Genomic DNA, 25,794 nt, shown 5'->3' with positions numbered 1-25,794 from the left:
CATGGAAGACGAGTATTTCAAAGGCCGGGGTGCCCAGATCAGAACAGGTAATAAATTTCTGAAGGCTCAGTATGTCACGGACCATGTGGAGGGATTGGATGAACCGCTGATGGAGGCGCCCACTACGCAGGTGTTCTTTGAAACATCTAAGACCATCGTGAACAAGGTGACAAGTCCGGACCTGGGCATGATGTATTCAACCAATCCCTATCAGGGATGTGAGCACGGTTGTATCTATTGTTATGCACGCAATACGCACGAGTATTGGGGCTTTAGTGCGGGGATCGATTTTGAGAGCAAGATCATTGTAAAGAAAAATGCTCCTCAGTTGTTGGAGAAGATGTTGTTGAGTCCGACATGGCAGGCTGTTCCGATCAGTGTATCGGGTAATACGGATTGTTACCAGCCGCTCGAACGTAAGATGGAAATTACGCGCAATATGTTAAAGGTCTTTGCGCGCTATCGCCATCCGTTGGGAATGATTACAAAGAACGGTTTGATACTGCGCGATTTGGATTTGTTAAAAGATCTTGCGCAAGACAACCTCGTGCATGTATACATTTCTATCACCACGCTGGATGAGAAATTGCGCAGTGTGATGGAGCCACGTACGGCAAGCGCGATCAAACGGCTAAAGACGGTGGAAGTATTGGCGAAGGCGGGTATACCAGTCGGCGTTATGAATGCGCCGATTATACCGGGTTTAAATCACCATGAAATTCCACAGGTACTAAAAGCGGCAAGTGAACACGGTGCCTTGAGCGCGGGTATGACTGTCGTGCGGCTGAATGGTTCGATCGGGCAGATCTTCGAGGACTGGTTGCGCAAGAACTTTCCAGATCGCTTTGAGAAGGTGTGGCACCAGATCTGTGAGATGCACGGCGGCAAAGTGAACGACTCAAACTTTGGACGACGTATGACTGGCGAAGGGAATTTCGCACAGGTTATACATCAATTGTTTCGGGCATCGAAGAAAAAATACTTTGGAGACAAAACCATGCCGCCAATCGATTTGACAAAATTTAGGAAGGGCGGGAATTTGAGCTTGTTTTGATGAGAATATTCCTGAATAGTATGAAGCCTATATTCTCGCTGGAGAATGGAAAATGGTTGAGATTAGGGTGTGGTGATCCGATTTAGGTATTGTGTAGTCACAACTGTCGGACGCAGCGGAATGGAGTAGAGTATAAATAGTTAGGAGTGACGGAGTAGAGCAGTCTGGTTCAGGTGTGGTGTAGCCCCAACCGGTCGGGGAACGATGGGCTTGCGGTGGAGACACCTGGACGCAGCGTGAGTGGTTCCGACGTTCGGAACTAAACAGAAAGTTTCGGTAATAGAGACGGTGGGTGTTGGGAAGAAAGAAACTCTCTCGTTAGCTGGTTCAGATACCGTGTGGTGGAATTGAAGGGCAGACATCTGAACAGGGCACGACGGTTCTGATTTATAGAACCGTGGAGAAAGCTTAATTGTGTTTGAGCGGAAATAAGCTTTCTCCTAAACAAAAAGCTCCTCCCTTCGAAAGAAAGGAGGAGCTTTTTGTTTTTAAGCGTTCGCTGCAGGTTATTTTTTCGCGTAGTGTTTGTAGAATGCCACGATGGTTTCAATACCTACCAGGAAGTTATTCACTCCATAGTGTTCATTGGGTGAGTGCAGCGCATCTGTATCGAGGCCAAAGCCCATCAATACCGTATCAAGTCCCAGCTCTTTTTTGAACAGTGCTACAATCGGGATACTTCCACCATCACGCGTCGGAATGGGGCTCTTGCCAAATACTTCTTCAAACGCTTTGCTTGCAGCACGGTATGCGTCCGAGTTCGTGGGCGTTACCGCCGGCTCGCCGCCGTGGTGTGCCATTACTTTAACCTTTACATAGGGCGGAGCGATTGCTTTGAAGTGATTCGTGAAGAGCTCGGTAATTTCGGCACTGACCTGGTTCGGTACCAGGCGCATCGAGATTTTGGCGCTTGCCTTTGACGGCAACACGGTCTTAGCACCTTCACCGGTGTAACCGCCCCAGATGCCGTTAACATCCAGTGTGGGTCTTACGCCGGTTCGCTCGAGGGTAGTATATCCTTTCTCACCTTTTATCTCGTCAATGCCCAACTCCTTTTTGTAGTCGTTCAGGTTGAACGGCGCTTTATTCAGGTCTGTGCGTTCGGCTGCGGTGAGCTCAGCAACTTTATCATAGAAGCCGGGAATGGTCACTTTGCCGTCTTTATCGTGCAGTGAGTCGATCATGTTGCAGAGCACATTGATAGGGTTAGCAACGGCACCGCCATACACACCTGAATGCAGGTCGCGGTTGGGGCCGGTTACTTCCACTTCCATATAGCTCAGGCCGCGTAGGCCGGTGGTGATGGAAGGATGCTCCAGAGAGATGAGGGCTGTATCGGAGATCAGAATGACGTCGGACTTAAGCTTGGCTTTGTTTGCTTTTACAAAGTCGCCCAGGTTGTCAGAACCTACCTCCTCTTCGCCTTCTACCATAAACTTGATGTTGCACGGCAGCAGGTTCAGTTTCATCATGGCCTCGAAGGCTTTCACGTGCATGTATACCTGACCTTTGTCGTCGCAGGCGCCGCGTGCATAAATCTTTTCGTTGCGGATGACCGGTTCGAACGGCGGTGTATCCCACAGGTTGAGCGGGTCGGGCGGCTGTACATCGTAGTGGCCGTATACCAGCACCGTGGGCAACGAGGGGTCTATTAGTTTTTCGGCGTATACAATCGGGTGACCCTTTGTTTCATTGATCTCCACGTTGTCTACACCCGCGGCTGTGAGCTTTTCTTTTAAAAACTCGGCCGCTTCTCGCACGTCTTGCTTGTGTTTGCTGTCGGCACTGACAGAAGGAATGCGCAGCCAGTCGAATAGCTCGGAAAGAAATCTATCCTTGTTGGCGGTAATAAATTCTTTTGTTGTCATGTTGGGTTAGTTGACTGCTGCAAACTTAACCCTTGCGCCGGATTGTCACGAATTTTTCCCCTAAAAAACAACCAATTCAACGTCGCGCGGATTGGAGAGGTACGAATTAACAACGTTTTGTACAATGGGTGTTTCGGGGCTTACCCGCACGTAGGTGCGCGCGGATTCAAAATCGGTAATGGCTACGTCGCGGCCGAAATAACCAAAGCCACAATACACACCTTTGTCTACCAGCACGAGAGATTGTTCTTCTATATTGCGACCTCTGCCGATAAGCGCCACGCTGCTACCCGAAGCTTTAAATGAGCCAACAGCTTGCGTTAAGCGATTGTTATATTCTGCAGCACTTTCCACTCCTTCGCAGGCGCCATGGCATTCGCCCGTCTGATGGGCGAAGCAGAGTCCTTTGGCAATCTGGAGTCCGGAAAGCTTGGGACAAAGCTCAAACTCACGCACTTTCTCCCACAGAAAATTCCAGGCATCGCTTTTGTTGCCAAAACGGATCAGCGGAACGGTGCCTTTGGTAATAATGTTTGCTGTAAATCGCAGGTATCCGTTGCGATCTTCGTAGCTGAAAAGGCCCCACTCTTCCACTTTTTGTTTTTGTGCCTGGTTATACTTCGGCCATAGCCGGCGAATTTCCTGCGACTCCAGAATGAGGGCAATCAATTCGTTGCCGGTAAGCTCGAAGGTGACGTGGTGTATTTCGTTCCGGATCTTCGAGCGGCTCCACTCGCGGGCGTCACCGGTGAAGTGTCCGGCAATACGTTTCTTGATGTTGATGGCTTTGCCGACATAGATCACTTGTCCACGTGCGTTCAGAAAATAGTATACACCGGGCAGGGATGGTAATTTGTCAAATTCTTCTTTTGGCAGGTTGGGGGGCAAAATGGTTTCGCCCGAATTTTTCTTGAGTGCCTTCAAGATATGGCTTTCACGATCGCGCTCCAGCAGTTCGTGAAAGATCTTGACGGTGGCATGTGCGTCGCCGTCTGCGCGGTGGCGGTTTTCAATTTGTATGCCGAGGCTTTCGGCCAGGCTACCCAAACTATACGAGCGCAGTCCCGGTACGATCTTACGGCTCAGCCGCACGGTACAAAGCTTGCGTGCCTGCCAGTTCACGCCAATCAGCTCAAATTCCTGTTTGATGAAAGAGTAGTCGAAGTGTGCATTGTGCGCGACAAACACCCGGCCGTCAAGTTTTGCGAACACCTCTTCGGCAATTTCCTCAAACGAAGGCGCGTCCATTACCATTTCCGTGGTGATGCCGGTAAGGCCCGTGATATAGTATGGAATTTCGCGACCCGGATTTACCAATGAGCGGTAGCTGTCCGTAATGCGAATACCGTCATGGTGATAAATCGCGATCTCGGTAATGCGATGACTCGCCGCAAATCCTCCCGTCGTTTCGATGTCAACAATCGCGTACATGTTCAAATTTAGAGTTTGACTTCTAAAGGTAAAAGCAGAACTTCAACCAAATTTTTGAAGCCCTAAAATGAACGGAATCATCGGTTTTTTGTTAAGCGGACTCGCAGTTTTAATTGGCGCGTACCTGTTGCCAGGTGTGCACGTAGATCATTATGGGTACGCGTTGCTGGTCGCCGTCGTGCTGGCGCTGGTAAATGCTATCGTAAAACCGATTCTGGTTGTGTTCACAATACCAGTTACGGTTTTTACGCTGGGACTTTTTCTGTTGGTGATCAACGCACTCATGATCCAGCTGGTAGATTTCCTAACACCCGGCTTTCGCGTCGATGGTTTTTGGTGGGCGCTTGCGTTTAGCCTTCTACTTTCCCTACTTAACAGTATCCTGGGCGACTTGAGCCAGGAAAAGAAGGATCGCCGTTAGACTTGTAATTGCTTGGTGCTCAGGCCTGATTCAGCACGTTTTACAACTGGCATTGCGTTTGCATTTGTAGGGTCAAGGGGGTTTACCTCCGAGATTAAAAACGAGCACTTATGAAAACGACGATCTTTTTACGCGCAGCATCGATAGTGTTGTTAGCCGGTTCCAGTATAGGCGTATATGCACAGGGTAATCGTGGTGGCCATCATCGTGAGCACCATCATCACGACAAGCATGTGCATCATCACGACCGTCATTGCGGCCACGAGGTGCGCGTCGTCCATCATCACCACCATGCGCCGGTCGAACGTCGTGTTGTTTATCACCATCCCCGTCCGGTGCGGTATGTATACTACCAGGACTATGACGTATACTATGACTACCAACGCCAGGTATATATATCGTTTGGCGGTAGAAACTGGAACGTAAGTGCCGGGTTGCCGGTGGCCATGCGCCACGTAGATGTACACCACGCCACCTACGTGGAAGTGGACGAGTACTACGATGACGATTTCAACACTTACCTCGATACGAGCAGACCCGGTGGCCGTGTTTATGTAAGACGTTAATACAGTAGCCCATCGCTAATCCTGAAACATGGAATTAGCGATGGGCTGCCTACCGTAGTGTGGGGTATATGGGGATGTTGGCCGAAAGAAAGTGAAAGAAATCCCGCGCTGTCTACAACTTTCCCGACACTTGTTGTGTCTTCAGATGCAAACCCCCTTGCGCATACATTCATGAAAAAGAACATTTTACTGATTGTGGGCATCGTTGTCGCTATTGTCATAGGTCTCTACTCCGGTCTGTTGACATGGCCCTGATGACTATTTAAGCTTCTCGCGAAGAAAATCAGCGGTAAAGCCCTTTCCTTTTTTCACCATGTCCTCTGGTGTCCCTTCAAACATCAGCGTGCCTCCCTTCTTTTCGCCGCCTTCCGGGCCCAGATCAATGATCCAGTCCGCGCATTTGATGACTTCAAGATTATGCTCAATGATGATTACACTATGGCCAATGTCTACGAGTGCGTTGATCGCTTTCAGCAGCTTGGCAATGTCGTGGAAGTGCAAGCCGGTGGTCGGTTCATCAAAGATGAAGAGTATGTGACCTTCCGTCGAGTTCCTGCCCAGGAAGGACGCCAACTTCACGCGCTGGGCTTCACCCCCACTCAATGAGTTGGAAGACTGACCCAGTTTGACATATCCCAATCCTACATCGAACAGGGGAAAGATTTTGTCATGGACGGCCTTCTTGTCCTGGAAGAATGTCAACGCATCTTCCACGGTCATATCCAGGATGTCGGCAATGTTCTTGCCGTTGTATTCCACTTCCAGTACTTCTTGCTTGAAGCGTTTGCCGTGGCAGCTTTCGCATTTCAGGAAGATGTCGGCCATGAACTGCATTTCTACCCGAATCTCGCCTTCACCTTCGCAGGTTTCGCAGCGCCCGCCCTCTACGTTGAAGGAAAAATGCGCGGGCTTGTAGGCGCGTTGTTTGGAAAGCGCTTGCTCGGCAAAAAGGTTGCGGATGGCGTCATAGGCCTTTACGTAGCTGATCGGGTTCGACCGTGACGATTTGCCAATGGGGTTTTGATCCACAAACTCCACCTGCGTGATTTTGCCAAAATCGCCTTCGATCTTATCGTATTTGCCTGGTACTTCTGATACTGAGCCATTTAGACGACCCAGTACGGGATACAAGATCTTTTTGATCAGGGTAGATTTTCCCGAGCCGCTCACGCCGGTAACGACGGTCAATGCTGCCAGCGGGAATTTCACGGTCAGGTTCTTGAGGTTGTTTTCGCGTGCGCCAAAAACGGTTACAGAGTCTTTCCATTTGCGACGCATTTTGGGCGTTGTAATTTCTTCACGGCCAGAGAGGTAGTCCGTTGTATGTGTGCGCACCTTGCCGTTGATCTCTTTTAACGTGCCCTGGAAGACGAGCTCGCCGCCATGGCTTCCTGCGTCAGGACCAATATCGATGATCTGGTCGGCTGCACGCATAATCTCTTCTTCGTGCTCTACAACGATCACCGTATTGCCCAGGTCGCGCAGGGTTTTTAGTACCTGGATCATGCGATCGGTGTCTTTTGGATGCAGACCGATGCTGGGTTCGTCGAGTATGTACATCGAGCCGACCAACGCGCTACCTAACGATGTTGCAAGTTTGATGCGCTGGTATTCACCACCTGACAATGTGGAGGTGATCCGGTTCAGGTTTAAGTATCCCAGGCCGACCTTTGTCAGATATTCCAGGCGTGATTTTATTTCAGTCAGGATGCGATCTGAAACCTTTTGGTCGTGTACCGGAAGTTTCAGGTTGTTGAAGAAGATCAATCCTTCTTCAATCGGCAACAGCACGATGTCGGTAATGGATGTGTCGGCGATCCGTACGTATTGTGCATCCTTCCGCAGGCGAGTGCCCTTACAATCGGGGCAGTTGGTGCGGCCACGGTAACGCGACAGCAGTACGCGATATTGAATCTTGTGCGTTTTCGACTCCAGGTAACGGAAGAATTCGTGAATGCCGGAGAAGTAGGTGTTGCCATTCCACAATACTTCTTGCTGTGCTTTGGTGAGCTCGTTGTAGGGACGGTGTATGGGGAAGTCGAACTTGATGCCGTTTTTGATCAGCGGCTTTTGCCACTCGCCCATCGTTTCGCTTCTCCATGGGGCAATGGCGCCTTCGTACACCGACAGTGATTTGTCGGGAACAACCAGGTCTTCATCAATGCCCAGTACTTTGCCAAACCCTTCGCAGGTCTGACAGGCACCATAGGGGTTGTTGAAGCTAAAGAAGTTGATCGACGGCTCGGTAAAGGTCATGCCGTCCAGTTCGAAGCGGTCGGAGAAGTGTGTCTTTTTCGACCCCTCTGCATAGATAATGCAATCGCCTTCGCCTTCAAAGAAGGCTGTTTGCACGGAGTCGGACAGGCGGAACGTGGTGTCTTCGTCATCCGGCTGTACGCTGGCGCGGTCGATCAGAATCTCAATTTCACCAGTGATTTTAGCCGCCTTGGCGGGTGCTTTTTTCTTTCCTTCCGGAACTGGCGGCGTAAGAACCTCTTCAATGAATTTCATCTCGCCGTCTACTAATATGCGTGCAAAACCTTTGCTGAGCAGCAGGTTGAGTTCGTCGTGAAGCTTCCGCCCTTTTTTAATCAACAGGGGGCAGGCAACCATGACACGGGTGCCCTGGGGCAGGCCGTTGATATAATCCACAACAGTGCTGACCGTGTCGCGCTTCACCTCTTTGCCGCTTATGGGCGAATAGGTTTTTCCGATGCGGGCGAATAGCAACTTGAGGTAGTCGTAAATTTCGGTAGTGGTGCCGACGGTGGACCGGGGATTGCGGGTGTTGACCTTTTGCTCAATGGCAATGGCGGGTGAAACGCCTTTGATGTAATCCACTTCGGGTTTTTCCATCCGCCCAAGGAACTGGCGTGCATAGGAGCTGAGGCTCTCTACGTACATGCGCTGTCCTTCGGCAAAGAGCGTGTCAAATGCAAGCGATGATTTTCCGGAGCCGGAAAGGCCGGTGATGACCACCAGCTTGTTGCGGGGAATGGCGACGCTGAGATTCTTGAGGTTGTTTACCCGTGCACGTTTGATGATGATGTATTCGCGGGGGTCGAGGTCTTCGATTTGTTTTTCGGTTGCAGTCAGTGCCTGGCTCAAAGTTTCGTCTTTAAGGTGTCAAAGTAATCAATCTATCCAAAAAACAAACACCATCCGTGGGGATGGTGTTCCGGCCTTTACGCAATATTTTTTGATCAGCCGATCAGGCATCAAAATCAGGATCATAGCTGGCTTCCCGTCGTTTGCCGCCACCTTCTTCGTCGTAGTCGTCGTCAGTGCTGGCGCCGCTGCTACTCTCGAAGTCGTCTTCATTGTTGTTGAAGTCGGCGCCGGCATCGTCGGAATTGTCGAATTCTTTTTCCGTTTTGGATGATTCCACGTCGTATTCACCTTCACTGTTCTTGGTGACGGGCACTTTGATCAGGTAGGTCGAATCCTCAGTTTCCAGTGGAAATACGAAGATAGGCTCTTTCTTCGCATTGGTGATGCGCGTGATGCTCGCTTCGTATCCGTTCGGATATTGCTCATGAATTAAATCCTTCAAATCTTCTGAAAGATTTTCAAGGCTTTTGATAACTTTTTTCTTACTAACTGCCATACTTTATGGTGACGCAAATCTTCGAGCAAATAGCTAAAGAAATAGTATGAGAGGCAAGAATTTTTAGAAATTTTTTTGCGCTTTTACGAGAAACCATCTATCTTTTCATTCTAATTCCGACTAATTCTAAATCTAACCCCTACAATATCGACAGAGATCTCTACGTTACCTAAATGAGACAGAATGATTGACAGCAGATTCAGCGACAGCCAGTTAGTGTCGCTCTATCGTAACGGTAACGAGAAGGCTTTTGAGATGCTCTTGCACCGCCACAAATCGAAGCTCTACACGGCTATTTACTTAATTGTAAAAGACCGCTACACGGCAGAAGACTTGTTGCAGGAGACTTTCGTGAAAGCGATCAATACCATCCGTAGTGGACGGTATAACGAGGAGGGGAAATTCCTGCCATGGATCAGTCGCATTGCCCACAACCTGGCAATCGACCATTTCAGAAAAGACAAACGCTACCCGGAGATAGTACTGGAGGATGGAAGCCGCGTATTCGATTCGTTGAAGTTCGCGGAAAAATCCATGGAGGATCAAACTATCCGTCGTGATACACGGATGAAGCTCCGGGATTACATTAAGGACTTGCCGAAGGAACAAAAACAGGTGTTGATTATGCGTCACTACCTACAGATGAGCTTTCAGGAGATCGCCGGCCGCACCGGAGTGAGCATTAATACTGCTTTGGGCCGTATGCGGTATGCGTTGATAAACCTGCGTAAGAAGATGATCAATAACAGAGCCTATGATAAAAACTTTTACGCAAACCGACCTGGTGAGGTACCTATACCGCGAGATTACGGAGGAGGAGAGCCAGGAAATTGACCGTGCACTGCTGTGCGACAACGAGCTCAAGTCGTTGTTCAATGAATTGCGTAGCATGATGGACGAGATCGACACTGCCGACCTCCAGCCCTCACCCGCTACGGTGCTGAACATTTTAAGCTACTCGCGCAGCCTGCAGGAAAGGCAGCGGTAGCTTTTTTACAACGCCTTCAGGTGCACCTTGCGCCACCGGACTTTCACGCCGCCGCCGTCGTGGATTTGCAGGGCTATTTTGCCGCTGCTGGCGCCTATTTTGTCGTCCTTTAAGATAACCACCGGGTGTCCGTTCAGGTGGGTTGTTACCTGGTCGTTCTCCACACGGACGACCATCTTATTCCATTGACCTTCTTTTAAGAGTTTTTCAGCCTGTGCATCGGGCTGGATCAGCCAACCGCGTCCATACGACTCGTAGATGCCGCCGGTGTGTTTGCCCGCCGGTGCTACTTCGGCTTGCCAGCCCGTTACGCGCGTGCCTTCGATCGATGAATGAAAGAACACTCCGCTGTTACCGTTCGATTCCTGCTTGAACTCGACGGTCAATTCAAAGTTCTTATATTCTTTTTGCGTTGCCAGGTAACCGTATTGTTTGTCGGGGCCGCTTTCGCAAATAAGCTCGCCGTTTTCAACATACCATTTCTCCGTACCGTACACATCCCAGCCGGTAAGGTCCTTTTTGTTGAAGAGATCCTGTGCTTGCACGCCGGCAACCGTGAGGATACAAAAGAAGAATGCCTGTATTTTTTTCATAACGATGATGCCGGTTTTTTCCATACAATTGTATTGATCATGTGCATGATATCTTTTTTCATGTAGTCGATGGCCGGCGCGAGTGAGTCATTGGCCACCTGGGTATTGAAGTATAGCGCCCCGCGCATGAAGTTGTCAACGGAGTCGGTAACAGTAAACTGAAACTGGCTGGGTACTTCGCCTTCTAATTCGGCAATGACAGCCGTCTTGCCGCTGGGTGTTGTCGTAATGACTTCGTTAATAGCCGATGCTTTGATCTGGTGTTTCGCCGTGAGGGTGTATGCATCATCTAACAGCTCCTTCAATAACTTTTCGTCGTGACGCAACGGCTTGTACGTAACGTGCACGTTTGCTTTTAGCATTGGGTAATAGATCTCTATCCAATATTTTTCGCGTATGCGTGAGGAGTCGGGTAGCAGTCGGGCGTGTTTTGAATATTCAAATGTGTAGGGCAGTGAATCGGGCAGCGAAATGTACGACTGTTCCGGCAACTCCAGGCGATTGTAGCCCAATGGCTTGGGAAGGTACTCACGCGTACAAGAAGTGGTAAATAATACGGTGATCAGGCCGAGGCCGAGAATGTTAATGCTTTTGCCGCTCATGAATGTAAACCCTAACCTGTTTGATCTCCTTGTATTCGAGTGATTCTACGGTAAAGGTAAATTGTTCATGACTGATAACATCACCTGAGACCGGCATTTTACCGTGCCATTCGAGAAGTTGCTCGTGCAGCGACTTATTTGCCGGTTCCACCGCCGGGAAGGGCTCGGTGTCCGGCAAGAGCATTTTGTACAGGTCTGTCATCGAGACATCGCCGGCGAACAGACAGGTATGGTCGTCCACGCGGCGATAGAAGGCGACGGCATGATCGAACTCATTATTAATATCACCTACAATTTCTTCGCTCAGGTCGTGCAGCGTTACTAAACCCACGGTGCGCCCGGCGGTGTTGGTGACGATTGCCATTTTGATGGCTTTCTCCAGCAGCTCTATTAAAAGCAGGTCGATTTTTTTCGACTCCCGCACAAAGGTGGGCGGACGAATCAGGTTCTGCCAGCCAAAGTCACCCGGCTCGTGTATGAACGGCAGCAGGTCTTTGACATATAAAATGCCCACGATCTTGTCGGCGCTTTCGGCATACACCGGTAAGCGTGCAAAGCGCACCCGGGCGATGTGGTCCTGGAGCTGTGTGAAGGTCAGCCGACTGCTAACCGCGGAAGCATTTTTGATCGGGATCATAACCTGCCGCACGCTGAGCCGGGTGAATGTCAGCGCGCCGCGTAGAATTTCTTTTTCGTTATCTTCTTCTGCATTGTCTCCTTTCAAGGAAAGGCCCAGTACTTCTGCCAGTTCTTCGGCTGTAGGTTCTTTACTCTCTTGCTGGAGTAAGCGCTGCATCCACGAACGGAATCTGCGCAAGGGCCAGGTACCAGGCTTGCAAAGACGCGTCAACACGAGCCAGGTGGGGGCGGCGCGCATGGAGAGCCGCATGTTGTGTTTGACAGCATATACTTTTAACAACATTTCGCTGGTAAAAGCAACCAGGGCCACCACGGGTATTACCCACAACGCCGCGGTCATATATTTGCCCAGAAACACGATGAGGGTGAGCCAGACGGCTGTGTTTACCCACGTAACGGTGGTGATAAATAATTCGGGTCGCTCCAGCAAGATCAAGGCAGCATATGCGCGTCGGCCGGGCTGCAGACGAAGCGTGAGCATATCGTCTGTGGTCAGTGACAGCAATGCGGTCTTTGATAGCGTGATCATGATGGCCAATATGAGCAGTACCAACAAGCCTGCGCTATATAAAAACATACTCACCAGCTCGGGGCCGGTGAGTATGTTTAGAAATTCGATATTCCCGGGGGGTTCGTCCACGTAAAAAGTACTCAGTGACGAATTAGAACGGGAGGTCGTCAGTGCTGGTATCGGCGGGCGCCGTTACGCGCATGTTGTCGCCCGTGGGACGGTCTGATGAACCGTAGTCGGCGCCCATGCCACCGCCACCGTTACCTTTGGGCGAAAGCATGTTCATGTTATCGCCGACGATCTCTGTGGTGTAGCGCGTTACACCCTCTTTCTCCCATGAGCGCGTGCGCAGTTTCCCTTCGATGTATACCATGTCGCCTTTGTGCAGATACTTCTGTGCGATCTCCGCCAGCCCGCGCCACAGCACGATGTTGTGCCATTCTGTTATTTCCTTTTTTTCACCGGTCGTGCGGTCCTTATAACTTTCAGAGGTGGCAATACTGAAGTTTGCTACTACCGCACCGTTTTCAAGGTTGCGTACTTCGGGATCTTTACCAAGGCGTCCAACTAAGATTACTTTGTTTACTCCTGACATATATGTTATTATTTATTTACAGCTTTTATCCCTCCACGCGGAATGCGCGGTACGGCCAGTATCATGTGGTGCATGGAGGTAAACAAAAATACCAATCTTGGGTCAACTATAAAAGCTGATAGTCTTCCAGGAACCGACTAATCAACACCGGCTTAGGCAGATCGGAAATTTTTTGAGAAGAATAATATTTTAGTCCATCGGCACCGGATGCCTGCGACTTCTGGTCGGCCAACGTGATGAAGGTGGCGTGAATGATCTGGTGGCTCAGGACGTGTTTGTATTTTTTTGAGACGGTGGCGTCGTCCGGATTAAATTTTTTAAGCAGGGAATCTTGCGCCATCAGTTTTACCGGGTTGGCGGGTTTTACTTTTTCGACGACGTAAAAATCGTACAGCCCGTGCCAGATGTCTTTTTGTTCGCGCTTTTTCATCAGCATCGATTTCCCTTTGCGGATCACATAATAATAGAAGTACCGGGGCCGTGCTGCTTTTGCTTTGGTTTTGACGGGTAATACGTCTTGTAATTCGTTTTTGGCAGCAAAACAGGTGTTGACAAAAGTGCACTCCGGACACTCCGGTTTGCCGGGTGTGCAATACAAGGCACCAAACTCCATGATGGCCTGGTTATGCTGATCGGGTTTTTTTGCACTAATCAGCTCATTCGCCAGCGCCGCAAAAACCTTTTTTCCTTCCGGACTGTTGATTTCTGTATCAATGCCAAAGATTCTAGAGAGCACGCGGAACACATTGCCGTCCACCACGGCTACGGATTCGCGAAACGCAAAGGACGCAATGGCGGCGGCGGTGTAATCGCCTATGCCGGGGAGGGTCTTAAGTGTTTGAAAGTTGTCGGGGAAGGCGCCCTGAAATCGAGCCACCACTTCTTTGGCACATTTGTGCAGGTTCCTGGCACGCGTATAATAGCCCAATCCTTGCCATAAGCGCAGTACTTCCTGTTCAGAGGCGGCGGCCAGGGCCTGGACGGTGGGGAATTTTTCGATGAACCGGAGGTAGTAGGGCAGCCCCTGGGCGACCCGCGTCTGCTGCAGAATAATCTCGGATAACCATATTTTATAGGGGTCTTGGGTATCCCGCCAGGGCAGGTTACGTTTACGCGTGTGATACCATTCAACGACTTTATCAGAGAAATATCGTTTGTCCATCCTCCTGATTATCAGATTTTTTCAATATTCATTTTTAAATCTACGAGCGGCATATAAATTTGCCAACCCAAAAAATTCGACATAAAAATATAACACAGTGACCAAAGCAGACATCATCAACGAAATTGCTGAAAAGACCGGAGTAGATAAAGCAGATGTCACCGCATCGGTGGAAGCTTTCTTCAGCGTGGTTAAGAATTCCATGGCCAATGGTAATAATATTTACATCCGGGGTTTCGGCAGCTTCATCAACAAAAAAAGAAAGAAGAAGATTGCTCGTAACATATCGCGAAATACGGCTCTGGTGATCGATGAGCACTATGTTCCCAGCTTTAAGCCTGCAAAAATCTTTGTCAGCAAAATCAAAGGCAGCGAAAAAGTTAAGCAGTTAGCCGATACGGCGGAGAAATACAAAGAAGAGGACGTAGACTAAGAGCAGGACTCATTCCTGAGACGTTCCCGGGAATTCCTTCCAAAACATGCTAAAAACGCGTATATTCTTAATAGTCGCCAGTGTGGCGGTCATCGTAGCTCTTTTTTTGCTGCCGAAGGTAGTAGTAGAGAATGACGGTACCGTGGCAACAGGCGCCCAGGGGCCCGATTCTGTAGGCCAGCATGCCGATGTGCATGCCGCCGCACCCCGTGCGGTGGTTCAATCCATTGCATCTTTGCGCATTCAATACCAAACAGGCTCGGAAAAGGAAAAAAATGCTATCTTTGCCGACTCTTTGGCGGGCCTATACCGAATTGCTGGCAAATTTGACAGTGCGGCGTGGTTTTCCGAAGAAGCAGCGAAGTTCTTTAACACAACGGGAAGCTGGATCGAAGCAGGTGATGATTACTACCAGGCCTTCGGTTTTGCGACGGAAGAAGCCAAACAAAATCGGCTGGCAGGTAAGGCACAGGAGCTTTACAAAAAGGTACTGGATGAAAATCCCAAGAACCTGGATGTAAAAACAAAACTAGCCATGACCTACTTAAGCTCGACAAACCCCATGCAGGGCATAACGTTGCTGCGCGAGGTCCTGGCAGAAGATCCTAAGAATGAGTTAGCCCTCTATAACATGGGGATGCTTTCCATTCAATCCGGGCAGCACGAGAAAGCCGTGGAGCGGTTGGAAGAGCTGTTGAAGGTAAACCCAAATCACACACAAGGTCAATTACTGCTTGGCATTGCGTTGATGAATACTGGAGATAACCAGGGGGCGAAAAAACAATTTGAACGCGTAAAAGAAATGGACAAGGATCCAGCCGTACAAGCGACGGTAGATTCTTATCTGAAGGATTTGAAATAATAGCACCATTTAAAGCATTACTATGCCAAGCGGAAAGAAAAGAAAGAAGCATAAGATGGCCACGCACAAGCGTAAGAAGCGTCTTAGAAAAAACAGACATAAGAAGAAATAGTCGGGCCACCGATTAGCACTGCTTCGCAGAAGTGAAGCAGTGTGTCTATACACATCATTTTTTTATTTAACAATTTCTTGTTTTGAGTAATGAACTAATCATTAGTGCCACTCAGAACGGATGTCGTATAGCCCTTCTTAAAGACAAGACGCTGGTTGAATTCCATAACGAGGAAGAAGGCAGCAAATTTACAGTAGGCGACATTTATTTAGGTTCTGTCAAGAAAGTAGTGCAGGGCCTGAATGCAGCATTTATAGATGTCGGTTATGATAAAGATGCCTTTTTGCATTACCTCGACCTGGGTCCGCAGTTCAGTTCACTTTCAAAGTTTACCAAGCTGGTCCGGGCCAAGAAAATCAACGGCGCCAAGCTCGACAAATTCAACCTGGAACAGGACATTGATAAGCACGGGAAAATAACCCAACAGCTTACCAAGGGTCAATTAATTCCTGTACAGGTTGTTAAAGAGCCAATCTCAACAAAGGGCCCCCGATTATCCTGTGAGTTATCCTTAGCCGGTCGTTACCTGGTGTTGGTACCTTTTTCCAACGCTGTCAGTGTATCGAAGAAAATAACCTCGAACGAGGAGCGTAAGCGCCTGCTTCGCCTGATCCAATCCATCAAGCCGGAAAAATTTGGTGTGATCATCCGCACTGTGGCCGAAGGCCGCGAGGTGGCTGAGCTCGACCGTGACCTGCGCAATATGGTGAAGACCTGGGAAGACGGCATGGAGCGCCTCGTGACGGCACAACCCCGCGATAAGGTCATCGGCGAAATCAATAAGACATCCTCTCTGTTGCGCGACATGCTAAACGAGTCTTTTGACAATTTGCATGTCGACGATAAAAAGATTTTCGAAGAGGTCAAAGCCTATGTACACACGATCGCTCCCGACAAGGAGAAAATCGTAAAGCTGTATACAGGCAAGGCCAAGATATTCGAGCACTACGGTATTGAGAAGCAGATCAAGTCGGCCTTTGGGACGACGGTCAGCCTCAAAGGCGGTGGATACCTGATCATCGAACATACCGAAGCACTCCATGTCATCGACGTCAACAGCGGTAACAAATCCAACCGCGAAGAGAACCAGGAGACTACTGCGCTTTCAGTCAATATAGAAGCTGCCAAGGAGATCGCCCGCCAGTTGCGGTTGCGCGATATGGGTGGTATCATCGTGATCGACTTTATCGATATGCGCAATATCGATAACAAGAAGCTCATCCAGAAGATTATGAAGGATGAGATGGCCGATGATAAAGCCAAGTCGACTGTGTTACCCTTGTCTAAGTTTGGTCTGATGCAGATCACACGCGAGCGTGTGCGTCCGCAGATGAATATTGCTACCAAAGAGGTTTGCCCTACCTGTAACGGTACCGGTAAAATTACTGCCTCTATCCTGGTGTCCGACCTCATCGAGAAGAACGTCGAGCACTTGTTGGTCAAGCAAAATGAAAAAGACCTGGTATTGGCCCTGCATCCTTATCTGCACGCCTATTTTACCAAGGGCATTATCTCTCAGCGCATGCGTTGGTACTTCAAGTACAAGCGCTGGGTGAACATCGTCATGGACTCTTCCATGGCCGTGACAGAATTTAAATTCCTGAACAAGGAAGGCGAAGAAATTCAGCTCACTGCGAGCTAATCATTAAGAGATCATAAGCCTGGCATATGGCCGGCTGTAAGAAGCCGCTTCATTATTTGAAGCGGCTTTTTTGTTGGTTTAGGTTGCCCTTATCAGGCGACGCACAGCCCTTGGATTCCTGATTGGTTTATGAGATATGAACGAGATGCCCGGGTCATGTCCTAGTCCTTATAGGACTAGCTTATCACTAGCTTACGTCTAGCTTACGTCTAGCTCAAAACTAGGACAACACTGCTTTAGCCGGGGTCTGAAAAGCAAAAAGGCCACCTTCTGCAAGGTGGCCTTTCCAAATGGGTTAGCGGTATGTGCTAGTTCTTTTTCTTTTTCAGCAGACCTTTAATCAAGCTTTTCGCATCCTCTACCTGCTTTTCCTGCGTGGCCTTGGTGGTGTCGGCTTTCGTGGTTGCTTTGGCAGTGTCTTTGCCTAACAGTTTGCCGATCACTTTTTCAGCTTCGGTGCCTTTCACAGCTTTCTCCAGGGCCTTGGTGCCTTCTTCTTTCGCCGCGGTAGCGGCAGCGTCCTTCACCTGCTGTTTTTGATCGTCCATGACCAGCTTGGTCGACGGGTTAGCATAGTTGCCCCCCACGCCGATTGTTACAGGGATTGGCGCATTGGGATCGGACTTGGTGCTGCTATATTTCGACACCAGGCTGTTGAATTGAGATCCCAACTTGCCGGCGGGCACATCCATCTTCAGGGTGTAGTCCAGGGAGCCGTCCAGACCTGTGCTGCCGGCTACCACCGTTTTATAGGTGCCAAACTTCACATCAAACGGCTCTACAGTCAGGCGCCCGTTTTTAATGGATGCTTTCATCAGAACGTCTTTCAATGTTACCTGGTCGGTATCGTTCAGCTTGGTGATGGAGGTGATGCTCGACACGAGCTTGGAGCCTGTCAGGGCTGCCTGTGCGATCTTGATGTTGCCATCGCCGAAGACTGTTGCCATGTTCGGCATCATGTCTTGCAGCAGCTCGCCGCTGAGCTTAAAGTCGGTCGAGAAGTTGCCGTTCACCAGGCCGGCAATTGGCGCGTAGGTAGTTACGAGCGATGACGCGCTGGAGGCTTCCTTCATCGATACGTTGTTGATGTTTAACACCATGTCATACTTGGGGTGGGCCAGGTCTTTGGTGTTATAGGTGCCGTTTACGACGAAGCCACCACCCAGCATGTTGAACTTCAGGCCGCTCATGTTGGCCACGCCGTCTTTCACGATGATGTCGCCACTGGCATTGGTCATGGTAAAGTTCATGAGCTTCACCGTTTTGATGTCTGACTTCAACACAAAGTCAATGTTCTTCGGCACCGGAATGACACTGAGGGCGGCGGTATCCGTGATGGTCGTGGTTGTTTCTGATTCGGTCATGAACTCGTTCAGGTCGAACAACGTCGAGTTGAAGTTTACGACACCTTTGATGGTGGCGTTTTCACTAAAGACATAGGCGATGTAGTTTAATACAGAACCGGTCACAGCAAAATCACTTTTACCAATTGTGCCTTTGAGGTTTTGCAGCTGAATCTGTTTTGGATCAAAGCTCATGGATGCCTGCGAGATGCCTACCGGCGGCAGGTCTTTGGTCAGGTATTTAAAGTTTTGCAGCGAGGCGCTACCACTGGTAGGCAGGCGATCGTATTTCGAGGCTTGTACGTCAGAGTATTTACCTTTTGTTGCGATGTCGGCCTTTACTTTACCTGCGAGTGTCATGCCTTCCAGCGGGAAAATCTTGGTGATCTTCTCGAGGTCTACACCACCTTTAGCTTTCAGGTCCCAGGTATAGTCGTCGAGGTTTTCCAGCGCCAGGTTGGCGTTGAACCGCTCGCCGTCGAGGAGTAACGACAGGTCTTTTACCGTGATGAAGGTCTCGGCTAGTTTGCCCGAAGTGTTCTTGATCGTTGACATAAATTTCAGGTCTTCGAGGGGCATCGGGAAGTCGGCTGATTTTACAAAGCCGTCCGCCAGCGACATCGTTGCGTCGATGGCCGGAATGGTTTTCTTCAGGCTGTCGTATACACCTTTGGCGTTCAGGTTCAGCGCATAGCTGCCCTTCATGTCCAGGCCTTGCATGGGGAACATCTTGTTCAGCTCGGCCAGGTTAAATTTGGCAGACACGGTAGCGTCTACGTTGGTGGGGTACATTTTTGTCACCAGGGCTCTCGCGTCAATGGGGTTTGAGCCCAGGTCGAGGTGGAGTTTTTTGAGGTCGATGATGGTGTTGTCAATCACGCCGTCTTTGTTGTCCACCAGCAGGTCTACATTGATATTGTTCACCGGTGTCGGCAGGTCGGGGTATTTAAACATCGCGTCTTTGACGAGCAGGTTCAGGTTGAACGCCGGCATCTGGGTTTCGCTATAGGTACCTTTGGCAAAGCCGTTAAAGGCCAGCTCACCTTTGGTCTCGATATTCTTAAAGCTTTCCGAGTACATACCTGGAACGAGCGAAAGAATGTCTTTGAACTCTGTTTCCGGGCTCTTAAAGTTGATGTCCATACCAAAGTCCTTCTCGTTCATTTTAAACCAACCGTCGAAGCTCAGGGCAAAGTCGTTAAGCTTGGCGGTGTTTTCCTTGAAGGTATACTTGGTGTATTGCTCGCTGATGGAAATAGTAGCGTCGATCTCTACGCGTTTGTCGCTGAGGTATTCTGCGCCGCCGTACGCCATGGTAAGTGTATCGGCTACAGTTTTTGTGCGCAGGTCGAATACGTCTTGGGTGAAGTCGCCGGAGCCGGAGTGATTCAGGCCTTTCAGTGTCATCAGGAACGGCAGTGATTTGTCGTCGTAGGTCACTTCGCCATTTACAATTTCCCAGTGGTCAATGCCGAATGAAAAGTCTCCACCGGGCTCTTCGGTTGCTGTCGTAGTGTCGGTTGACGGCACGGCAATATCATAGTTGGCTTTGCCGTCGGCCAACACATGAATTTCTATGATGGGATTGATGATCGATATACCCTTTACCCGCAGCTCGTCGCCAAAGAGAATATCTTTCAGGTTTACCTCTACTTCAAATTCTTCGGCAACAAAAAGCGGCACTCCCTCGAACGGCGCACGGTTGATTACACCAAACTCGCGCATCTGCGCGGTGATATTGGGAAAGTTCTTAAAGAGGGTCAGATCGAATTTATCAATGTCAAACAATACATCGGCGTTGACAGACTTAGCGATTTCTTTGTCAATGGCGGCTTTGATATCGTCCTTAAAAGCGATCGGAACGATGAAGGCTGCCGCCAGGAGCAACACGATAAGTCCGCCGATGATGATGAATGTCCATTTCAGTGCTTTTTTCATACCTAATGATTTATCCCTTACTAAATTTGACAAGAGGAGGCCAAATTTACTAAACGGCGGCTGTCTTTTTTGTCCGATTGGGGAAAGCTTCTGCCAAAAGAATATTAAGGGGTTAGATTGTGGTAAACGTATAGAAATGTTTATTATGCCCCGACTTTATACCTGTTCCATGATCACTTCCGCCACTATTCTTACCGCCCATGGCCGTATCCGGCCCTATATTCACCGCACCCCGGTCATGACCTCCGGGGGCATGGACCAACTGGCGGGCGGATCGCTGTTTTTCAAGTGTGAGAATTTTCAAAAGGTCGGCGCCTTTAAGGCCCGCGGTGCTATGAACGCAGTTTTACAGCTGTCGCCTGAGCAACGGGCGGCGGGGGTGGCTACGCACTCGTCCGGTAATCATGCGCAGGCCATCGCCCGGTCGGCCAGGTTGCTGGGTATACGTGCCTATATTGTCATGCCCCGCACGGCACCCGCCATTAAGAAACGCGGTGTGGAGGGGTATGGCGGCGAGATCTTCGAATGCGAGCCCACGCTGCAGGCACGTGAAAGTATGTTACAGGATGTCATTGCCAAGACCGGCGCGACAGAAATACATCCCTTTAACAACTATGAAGTTATGGCCGGTCAGGCTACGGCTGCACTGGAGCTATACCAGGAGGTTACAGACCTCGACATCATCCTGGCGCCTGTCGGGGGTGGTGGATTGCTGAGTGGTACCTCCATGGCTACACGATATTTCTCGCCTCGTACGGTGGTGATCGCGGCGGAACCGGCCGGAGCTGACGATGCTTATCGCTCGATGCTCAGTGGGCAGCCTGAAATATCACAGGCAAATTCTATTGCCGACGGGTTGTTGACTTCCCTAGGTGACAAGACTTTTCCTATTGTACGCGAAAACGTACAGCAGATTATTACCGTTACCGACGATGAGATCGTGCGGGCTATGCGCCACATATGGGAAAAGATGAAAATTATCATAGAACCGTCCAGTGCCGTACCTGTGGCGGCCGTGCTAAAGGCAGGTGACGTGTTTCGGGGTAAACGCACCGGTATAATCCTGTCGGGCGGGAATGTGGATCTCGAACGGGCGCTGCTGCTGTTTCAGGAGCAGGGTAAGTAATTACGCTTCGTTATTGTCGGTATCGGCTTCCGGTTCGTCTTCGTCCTCTTCCTCATCTGTGTTTTCACTGTCGAGTACGGCATCGCTGTTGGCGGAGGCGATAACATCGGATTGCTCGAACGGAACATTGTCCTCTTCCACAATGCTGGAAATTTCCAGCTGGTCGCCTTGATACTTGGTAATCCAGAAGTTGTTAAAGCCCTCTCCGACCTGAACGGCCAGGAGCTGGATTGCCAGCATTTCCAAGATGGCCAGAAAGTTAAAGATGAGTCCTAAGCGGGTGGGAAATTTCTCCAGCAGCTCGGCAAAAGACAAACGGCCATGTTTGGTCACTTCGCTTATCAAATACTTCTTTTGGCCGTCGACGGTATAGGGATATTGCACTACGTGGTGCACGGGTTTATTTTTCTCTGCCTCGAAGCGCTTTAAGACGCGCTCGAAAATCGTCATCAGCTTGAAGACTGTTACATCTTGTAATTCGGCTTCGACGTTGGTGGTTTCGGCCAGCGCCTTGAGCTCTTTTGCCAGGTTGCCACGCTTTTCTTTTTGCAGCTCGGTTTCCTCCATCTGGTGGAAGATATCTACGACCGATTTGTACTTTTTGTATTCCAGCAGGTGACGTACGAGCTCTTCGCGGGGGTCAATTTCGTTGCCTTGCTCATCCAATTGCGGACGCGGCAGCAGCATTTTGGACTTGATGCGCATCAGCGTGGCGGCTACGAGAATAAACTCGCTGGCAACTTCGATGTTGAGCTCTTCCATTTGCTGGATGTACGCCAGGAAATCGTTGGTAATGGTGGAAATCGGAATATCGTAGATATCCAATTCATCCCGTTCAATGAAGAACAGCAACAGATCGAACGGACCCTCGAAAAGGGGGAGTTTCACCTCAAAATTTTCCTGTGTCGTCATAAGCGTAGCCGGCAAATTTATTTATAATCCTACAAAAAGCCCCGATCGAAAAGAAATACTAATTTTGTATATAGGTTTTCCCCAAAAAGCGGCATTCCGGACCATTTTTCTCGTTTCCGGTCAACGTGCGGGGTTGTGTTATAAAACCCTTATCTTCGTTTTACGTGTTAAAGGAGCTATAATTTGTCTATAATTCCCTCTATGCTGATAACTCCGGGAAAATTGCTGGCGCAGATCAACTCACCAGACGATTTAAAGAAGTTGGACCAAGCACAATTGGTCCAGTTGAGCGACGAGCTCCGCCACTTTATCATTGATAACGTTTCCGTTTATGGCGGCCATTTTGGCGCCAGCCTCGGGGTAGTTGAGCTTACGGTTGCTCTTCACTACGTTTTTAACGCACCGTACGACCAGCTGGTATGGGACGTAGGCCACCAGGCTTATGGCCACAAGATTCTGACGGGTCGCCGTGACGAGTTTCATACAAACCGCGTGTACAAGGGCCTTTCCGGATTTCCACGCCGTCATGAAAGCCCATACGATGCCTTTGGCGTAGGCCATTCGTCTACGTCTGTATCGGCGGCGCTGGGCATGGCCGTAGCGTCCAAATACAAGGGTGAAGAAGACCGCCAGCACATTGCCGTCATCGGTGACGGTGCGCTGACCGGAGGTATTGCTTTTGAAGGTATGAACCACGCCGGGGTGTCAGATTCCAACATTCTGATCATCCTGAACGATAACTGCATGGCGATCGACCCCAATGTGGGTGCGCTGAAAGACTATTTGACCGACATCACCACGTCGCGCGCGTATAACAAGCTGAAGGACGAGGTGTGGAACCTGCTTGGTAAGCTTTCCAATTTTGGGAAGAGCGCCCAGGAGATTGCGTCGAAGGTTGAAACCGGGATTAAGTCGACCTTGCTTAGCCAGAGCAACTTCTTTGAGTCGCTTAACCTGCGCTATTTCGGTCCGGTAGACGGCCACGATGTAAATCATCTCGTGGACATTTTCCAGGACCTCAAGAATATCAAAGGCCCCAAGATTCTCCACTGTGTGACGGTAAAAGGCAAGGGCTATGCACCCGCTGAAAAGGGCAACGCCACGACGTGGCATGCGCCCGGCACCTTTGACAAGATCACCGGCGAAATCTTCAAGAAAGTACAAGACGTTCCGCAGCCGCCCAAATACCAGGATGTATTTGGCCATACGCTGGTGGAGCTGGCGCGCGCCAACGACAAGATCGTGGGTATTACGCCCGCTATGCCGTCCGGTTCGTCCATGAACATCATGATGAAGGAGATGCCCGACCGCGCCTTTGATGTGGGCATTGCCGAACAGCATGCTGTTACGTTTTCAGCGGGTCTTGCAACGCAGGGGCTAATCCCATTCTGTAACATCTATAGCTCGTTTATGCAGCGGGCCTACGACCAGGTTATACATGACGTGTGCATTCAAAACCTGCCGGTGAACTTCTGCCTGGATCGCGCCGGTTTTGCCGGTGCCGACGGCGCCACGCACCACGGTGCATACGACCTGTCATTCTTCCGGTGTCTGCCCAACATGATCGTGTCGGCGCCGATGAATGAGGAAGAACTGCGTGACCTGTTATATACTGCGCAGCTGCCGCGCGCCGAGCAAGCGTTTTCCATTCGCTACCCCCGCGGGCAAGGCGTGATGCCGGAATGGCGCACAGCCATGAAAGCTATTACCATCGGCACGGGCCGGATTTTGCGCGAAGGTCACGACCTGGCAATCCTGTCGATAGGTCATGTCGGCAACTACGCCGTGGAGGTTTGTGACGCGCTGGCGGAACAGAACATCCGCATTGGCCATTACGATATGCGGTTTGTGAAGCCACTGGATGAAGCGCTGCTGCATGCCATTTTTGCCCGTTATAAGAAAGTGCTGACGATTGAAGACGGCTGTCTGCCGGGCGGCTTTGGCAGCGCCATTCTCGAATTCATGGCCGATCATCATTACAACGCAGAGGTACGGCGCCTCGGCATTCCCGACAAGGTGGTGGAACATGGAGAGCAGTCCGAACTGCACCACGAATGTGGATTTGACGTGGCTGGCATTGAACGTGCCGTGGCCGAAATGTTGGAATTAGTGTCGCGCTAGTACTGTTGAAAAGCGGTGGATCATTTTTTCATTCATCCTACAAAAATCGCTAAAACTGTATTAAATTGTGTTGATTTCTCTGTTAACGCACTTTTCGCGCTAGGTTTAATAAAAACCGACTTTTATATTTGCTATCAGGAACAATAATAACCAACCGATAATCATGAACGAAATAGTAGATCCACACCAGTATGATTCCTGGAATGAGATGGCCCGAAATATTGCCTTTGCGGGCTGGGCGATTGCCATCCTGATCATCTTGTATCATGTGGTCCGTCTGTTGACGATGAGCGATGCCAAATCGAAGTATGATTACATCAACAAAAGCGAGATCCGTACCCTGTGGATTGCAGCGGTTATTCTGGTCATCGGCTGCTGTTTCTATGCCAACGCCAACATCGTAGAGTTAGGTCCGCTGTGGATCTTCGTGCGCGGCTTCACTACCTTCGCCATGGGTATGATCGTAGCATTGATCATCCAAAACCTCCTGAAATTCTACTATCCGTTCTTTATCGAAAAACGTCTTAAAGTTCTGCGCTATAAGCCCCGCGTTTCTCCGAAAACCGGTAAGGCTATGAAGCTGCTGAGCGAAGAAGAAGAAGATGCTTACCTCGACGAAGGTATGCAGGCGGAAGAGAACGTATTCTCCATCGACTATGACGTGTGGAAAGACGAAGAAACTGGCTACGTGAAAATCGAGCGTTACTCGGGTCACCTGCACGCCCTGCAATGCCCTGAGTGTAACTACCAGACCTTTAAAGTGGTTCGCGAAGAAATTCTGAAGAACCCCACACCGGTTGAAGAAGGCGAGCTGCTGAAGCACTATCAGTGCGGCTACTGCGGTTATAAGGCTAAGAAAACTGTTACGCTGAGAATCTCTGGTAAGTTTGAAGAGTCTTCTGCTGCGACGGTATAAGCTGTCGAGTATATATTATCAAAGACCCGAAGGATTTCCTTCGGGTTTTTTTTGCGTCTTTTCGGGGCGGGTCGTGGCAACTGTAGGTCTAACAGTTGAGATTGTCTTGACGACAATTTCGGTGGATTGATTTGTCGGTGTCGATGGGTGCGAACCTGTCGACCAGTGGTATTGGACTGCCGAGGTGCCCGACGCCAGTCTGAAGACTGGCATTGGGATTGGTCCATTCCGATAGCTATCGGAACGTCCTCCCTTCGGTCGGAAGACTTGAACCAGATGCCTACTACCATCAAAACAAAACCGGCCCGTTCCAAAGGAACGAGCCCGTCGATTTAATTGGGTTGTTTTAAGT

General features: G+C 49.8%; 22 protein-coding genes. 11 read left to right on the top strand and 11 right to left on the bottom strand.

All coding sequences use genetic code 11. The features are described 5' to 3' along the window. Position 1: 1 nt before the first annotated feature. Entirely contained in the window at positions 2-1,054 is a 1,053-nt protein-coding gene (locus K7P01_RS12120) for a PA0069 family radical SAM protein (RefSeq protein WP_267293277.1), read from the top strand. 506 nt (positions 1,055-1,560) lie between these two features. On the opposite strand, the gene K7P01_RS12115 is transcribed toward K7P01_RS12120, so the two are convergent. Then, positions 1,561-2,922 carry a dipeptidase gene (locus K7P01_RS12115; RefSeq protein WP_267293275.1) on the bottom strand — a complete coding sequence of 454 codons (1,362 nt, stop codon included), beginning with the start codon at positions 2,920-2,922 and terminating at the stop codon, positions 1,561-1,563. Between the two features lie 60 nt (positions 2,923-2,982). After that, complete coding sequence (locus K7P01_RS12110) at positions 2,983-4,353, bottom strand: exonuclease domain-containing protein (protein ID WP_267293273.1); 1,371 nt, start codon at positions 4,351-4,353, stop codon at positions 2,983-2,985. A 67-nt stretch (positions 4,354-4,420) separates the two neighbouring features. Here K7P01_RS12110 and K7P01_RS12105 point away from each other — a divergent pair, with 67 nt between their 5' ends. Both K7P01_RS12105 and K7P01_RS12100 read left to right on the top strand, forming a co-directional pair. Further along, a complete protein-coding gene (locus K7P01_RS12105) occupies positions 4,421-4,774 on the top strand; it encodes a phage holin family protein (protein ID WP_267293271.1) in 354 nt (117 codons plus the stop codon). Positions 4,775-4,884: 110 nt separating this feature from the next. Continuing rightward, positions 4,885-5,340 (top strand): hypothetical protein, encoded by a 456-nt coding sequence (locus tag K7P01_RS12100; protein ID WP_267293269.1) that lies wholly within the window; start codon positions 4,885-4,887, stop codon positions 5,338-5,340. 258 nt (positions 5,341-5,598) lie between these two features. Here the strand turns inward: K7P01_RS12100 and uvrA are convergent, their stop codons facing one another. Next, positions 5,599-8,448 carry an excinuclease ABC subunit UvrA gene (uvrA, locus tag K7P01_RS12095; protein WP_267293267.1) on the bottom strand — a complete coding sequence of 950 codons (2,850 nt, stop codon included), beginning with the start codon at positions 8,446-8,448 and terminating at the stop codon, positions 5,599-5,601. 103 nt (positions 8,449-8,551) lie between these two features. Then, the gene (locus K7P01_RS12090; protein WP_267293265.1) at positions 8,552-8,947 is read right to left on the bottom strand and encodes a hypothetical protein; all 396 of its coding nucleotides are present in this window, start codon (positions 8,945-8,947) and stop codon (positions 8,552-8,554) included. A gap of 183 nt (positions 8,948-9,130) precedes the next feature. Between K7P01_RS12090 and K7P01_RS12085 the strand changes: the two genes are divergently transcribed. Further along, on the top strand, positions 9,131-9,781 hold the full coding sequence (locus tag K7P01_RS12085) for an RNA polymerase sigma factor (RefSeq protein ID WP_254082462.1): 651 nt from the start codon (positions 9,131-9,133) through the stop codon (positions 9,779-9,781). Continuing rightward, positions 9,732-9,935 (top strand): hypothetical protein, encoded by a 204-nt coding sequence (locus K7P01_RS12080; protein ID WP_267293262.1) that lies wholly within the window; start codon positions 9,732-9,734, stop codon positions 9,933-9,935. Before K7P01_RS12085 ends, K7P01_RS12080 begins: the two co-directional genes overlap by 50 nt. A gap of 5 nt (positions 9,936-9,940) precedes the next feature. On the opposite strand, the gene K7P01_RS12075 is transcribed toward K7P01_RS12080, so the two are convergent. The 5 genes from K7P01_RS12075 to mutY all read right to left on the bottom strand — a co-directional run bounded on the left by K7P01_RS12075 (position 9,941) and on the right by mutY (position 14,037). Continuing rightward, positions 9,941-10,528: a 3-keto-disaccharide hydrolase gene (locus K7P01_RS12075; protein WP_267293260.1), complete on the bottom strand. Its 588-nt coding sequence runs from the start codon at positions 10,526-10,528 to the stop codon at positions 9,941-9,943. Further along, complete coding sequence (gldD, locus tag K7P01_RS12070; protein WP_267293258.1) at positions 10,525-11,130, bottom strand: gliding motility lipoprotein GldD; 606 nt, start codon at positions 11,128-11,130, stop codon at positions 10,525-10,527. Before gldD ends, K7P01_RS12075 begins: the two co-directional genes overlap by 4 nt. Continuing rightward, positions 11,111-12,409, bottom strand: coding sequence for a CNNM domain-containing protein (locus K7P01_RS12065; RefSeq protein ID WP_267293256.1), 1,299 nt, complete (start codon positions 12,407-12,409; stop codon positions 11,111-11,113). Before K7P01_RS12065 ends, gldD begins: the two co-directional genes overlap by 20 nt. A gap of 22 nt (positions 12,410-12,431) precedes the next feature. After that, the gene (locus tag K7P01_RS12060; protein WP_267293254.1) at positions 12,432-12,875 is read right to left on the bottom strand and encodes a single-stranded DNA-binding protein; all 444 of its coding nucleotides are present in this window, start codon (positions 12,873-12,875) and stop codon (positions 12,432-12,434) included. Between the two features lie 106 nt (positions 12,876-12,981). Further along, on the bottom strand, positions 12,982-14,037 hold the full coding sequence (gene mutY / locus K7P01_RS12055) for an A/G-specific adenine glycosylase (RefSeq protein ID WP_267293252.1): 1,056 nt from the start codon (positions 14,035-14,037) through the stop codon (positions 12,982-12,984). Positions 14,038-14,134: 97 nt separating this feature from the next. Between mutY and K7P01_RS12050 the strand changes: the two genes are divergently transcribed. From K7P01_RS12050 to K7P01_RS12040, 3 genes are all read left to right on the top strand, one after another. Continuing rightward, on the top strand, positions 14,135-14,470 hold the full coding sequence (locus K7P01_RS12050; protein ID WP_254082456.1) for an HU family DNA-binding protein: 336 nt from the start codon (positions 14,135-14,137) through the stop codon (positions 14,468-14,470). A gap of 46 nt (positions 14,471-14,516) precedes the next feature. Beyond that, positions 14,517-15,332 (top strand): tetratricopeptide repeat protein, encoded by an 816-nt coding sequence (locus K7P01_RS12045; protein WP_267293249.1) that lies wholly within the window; start codon positions 14,517-14,519, stop codon positions 15,330-15,332. Positions 15,333-15,526: 194 nt separating this feature from the next. Further along, complete coding sequence (locus K7P01_RS12040) at positions 15,527-17,086, top strand: Rne/Rng family ribonuclease (RefSeq protein ID WP_267293247.1); 1,560 nt, start codon at positions 15,527-15,529, stop codon at positions 17,084-17,086. A gap of 308 nt (positions 17,087-17,394) precedes the next feature. Here K7P01_RS12040 and K7P01_RS12035 read toward each other — a convergent pair whose 3' ends face one another. Beyond that, entirely contained in the window at positions 17,395-20,367 is a 2,973-nt protein-coding gene (locus K7P01_RS12035; RefSeq protein WP_267293245.1) for an AsmA family protein, read from the bottom strand. 169 nt (positions 20,368-20,536) lie between these two features. Between K7P01_RS12035 and K7P01_RS12030 the strand changes: the two genes are divergently transcribed. Next, positions 20,537-21,493 carry a pyridoxal-phosphate dependent enzyme gene (locus K7P01_RS12030; RefSeq protein ID WP_267293243.1) on the top strand — a complete coding sequence of 319 codons (957 nt, stop codon included), beginning with the start codon at positions 20,537-20,539 and terminating at the stop codon, positions 21,491-21,493. Here the strand turns inward: K7P01_RS12030 and K7P01_RS12025 are convergent, their stop codons facing one another. After that, positions 21,494-22,405, bottom strand: coding sequence for a segregation and condensation protein A (locus tag K7P01_RS12025; RefSeq protein ID WP_317987614.1), 912 nt, complete (start codon positions 22,403-22,405; stop codon positions 21,494-21,496). Positions 22,406-22,606: 201 nt separating this feature from the next. Here K7P01_RS12025 and dxs point away from each other — a divergent pair, with 201 nt between their 5' ends. Further along, positions 22,607-24,526, top strand: a complete 1,920-nt coding sequence (gene dxs, locus K7P01_RS12020) for a 1-deoxy-D-xylulose-5-phosphate synthase (protein ID WP_267293241.1) — start codon at positions 22,607-22,609, stop codon at positions 24,524-24,526. A 163-nt stretch (positions 24,527-24,689) separates the two neighbouring features. After that, the gene (locus K7P01_RS12015) at positions 24,690-25,442 is read left to right on the top strand and encodes a DUF2975 domain-containing protein (protein ID WP_254082450.1); all 753 of its coding nucleotides are present in this window, start codon (positions 24,690-24,692) and stop codon (positions 25,440-25,442) included. The last annotated feature ends 352 nt before the right edge of the window (positions 25,443-25,794 follow it).

This window comes from Parachryseolinea silvisoli (genome assembly GCF_021190955.1).
GTDB classification, from domain to species: Bacteria; Bacteroidota; Bacteroidia; order Cytophagales; family Cyclobacteriaceae; genus Ohtaekwangia; species Ohtaekwangia silvisoli.
Note: the sequence above shows the minus strand (reverse complement) of the source record. Positions and strands in the feature narration are given on the sequence as shown.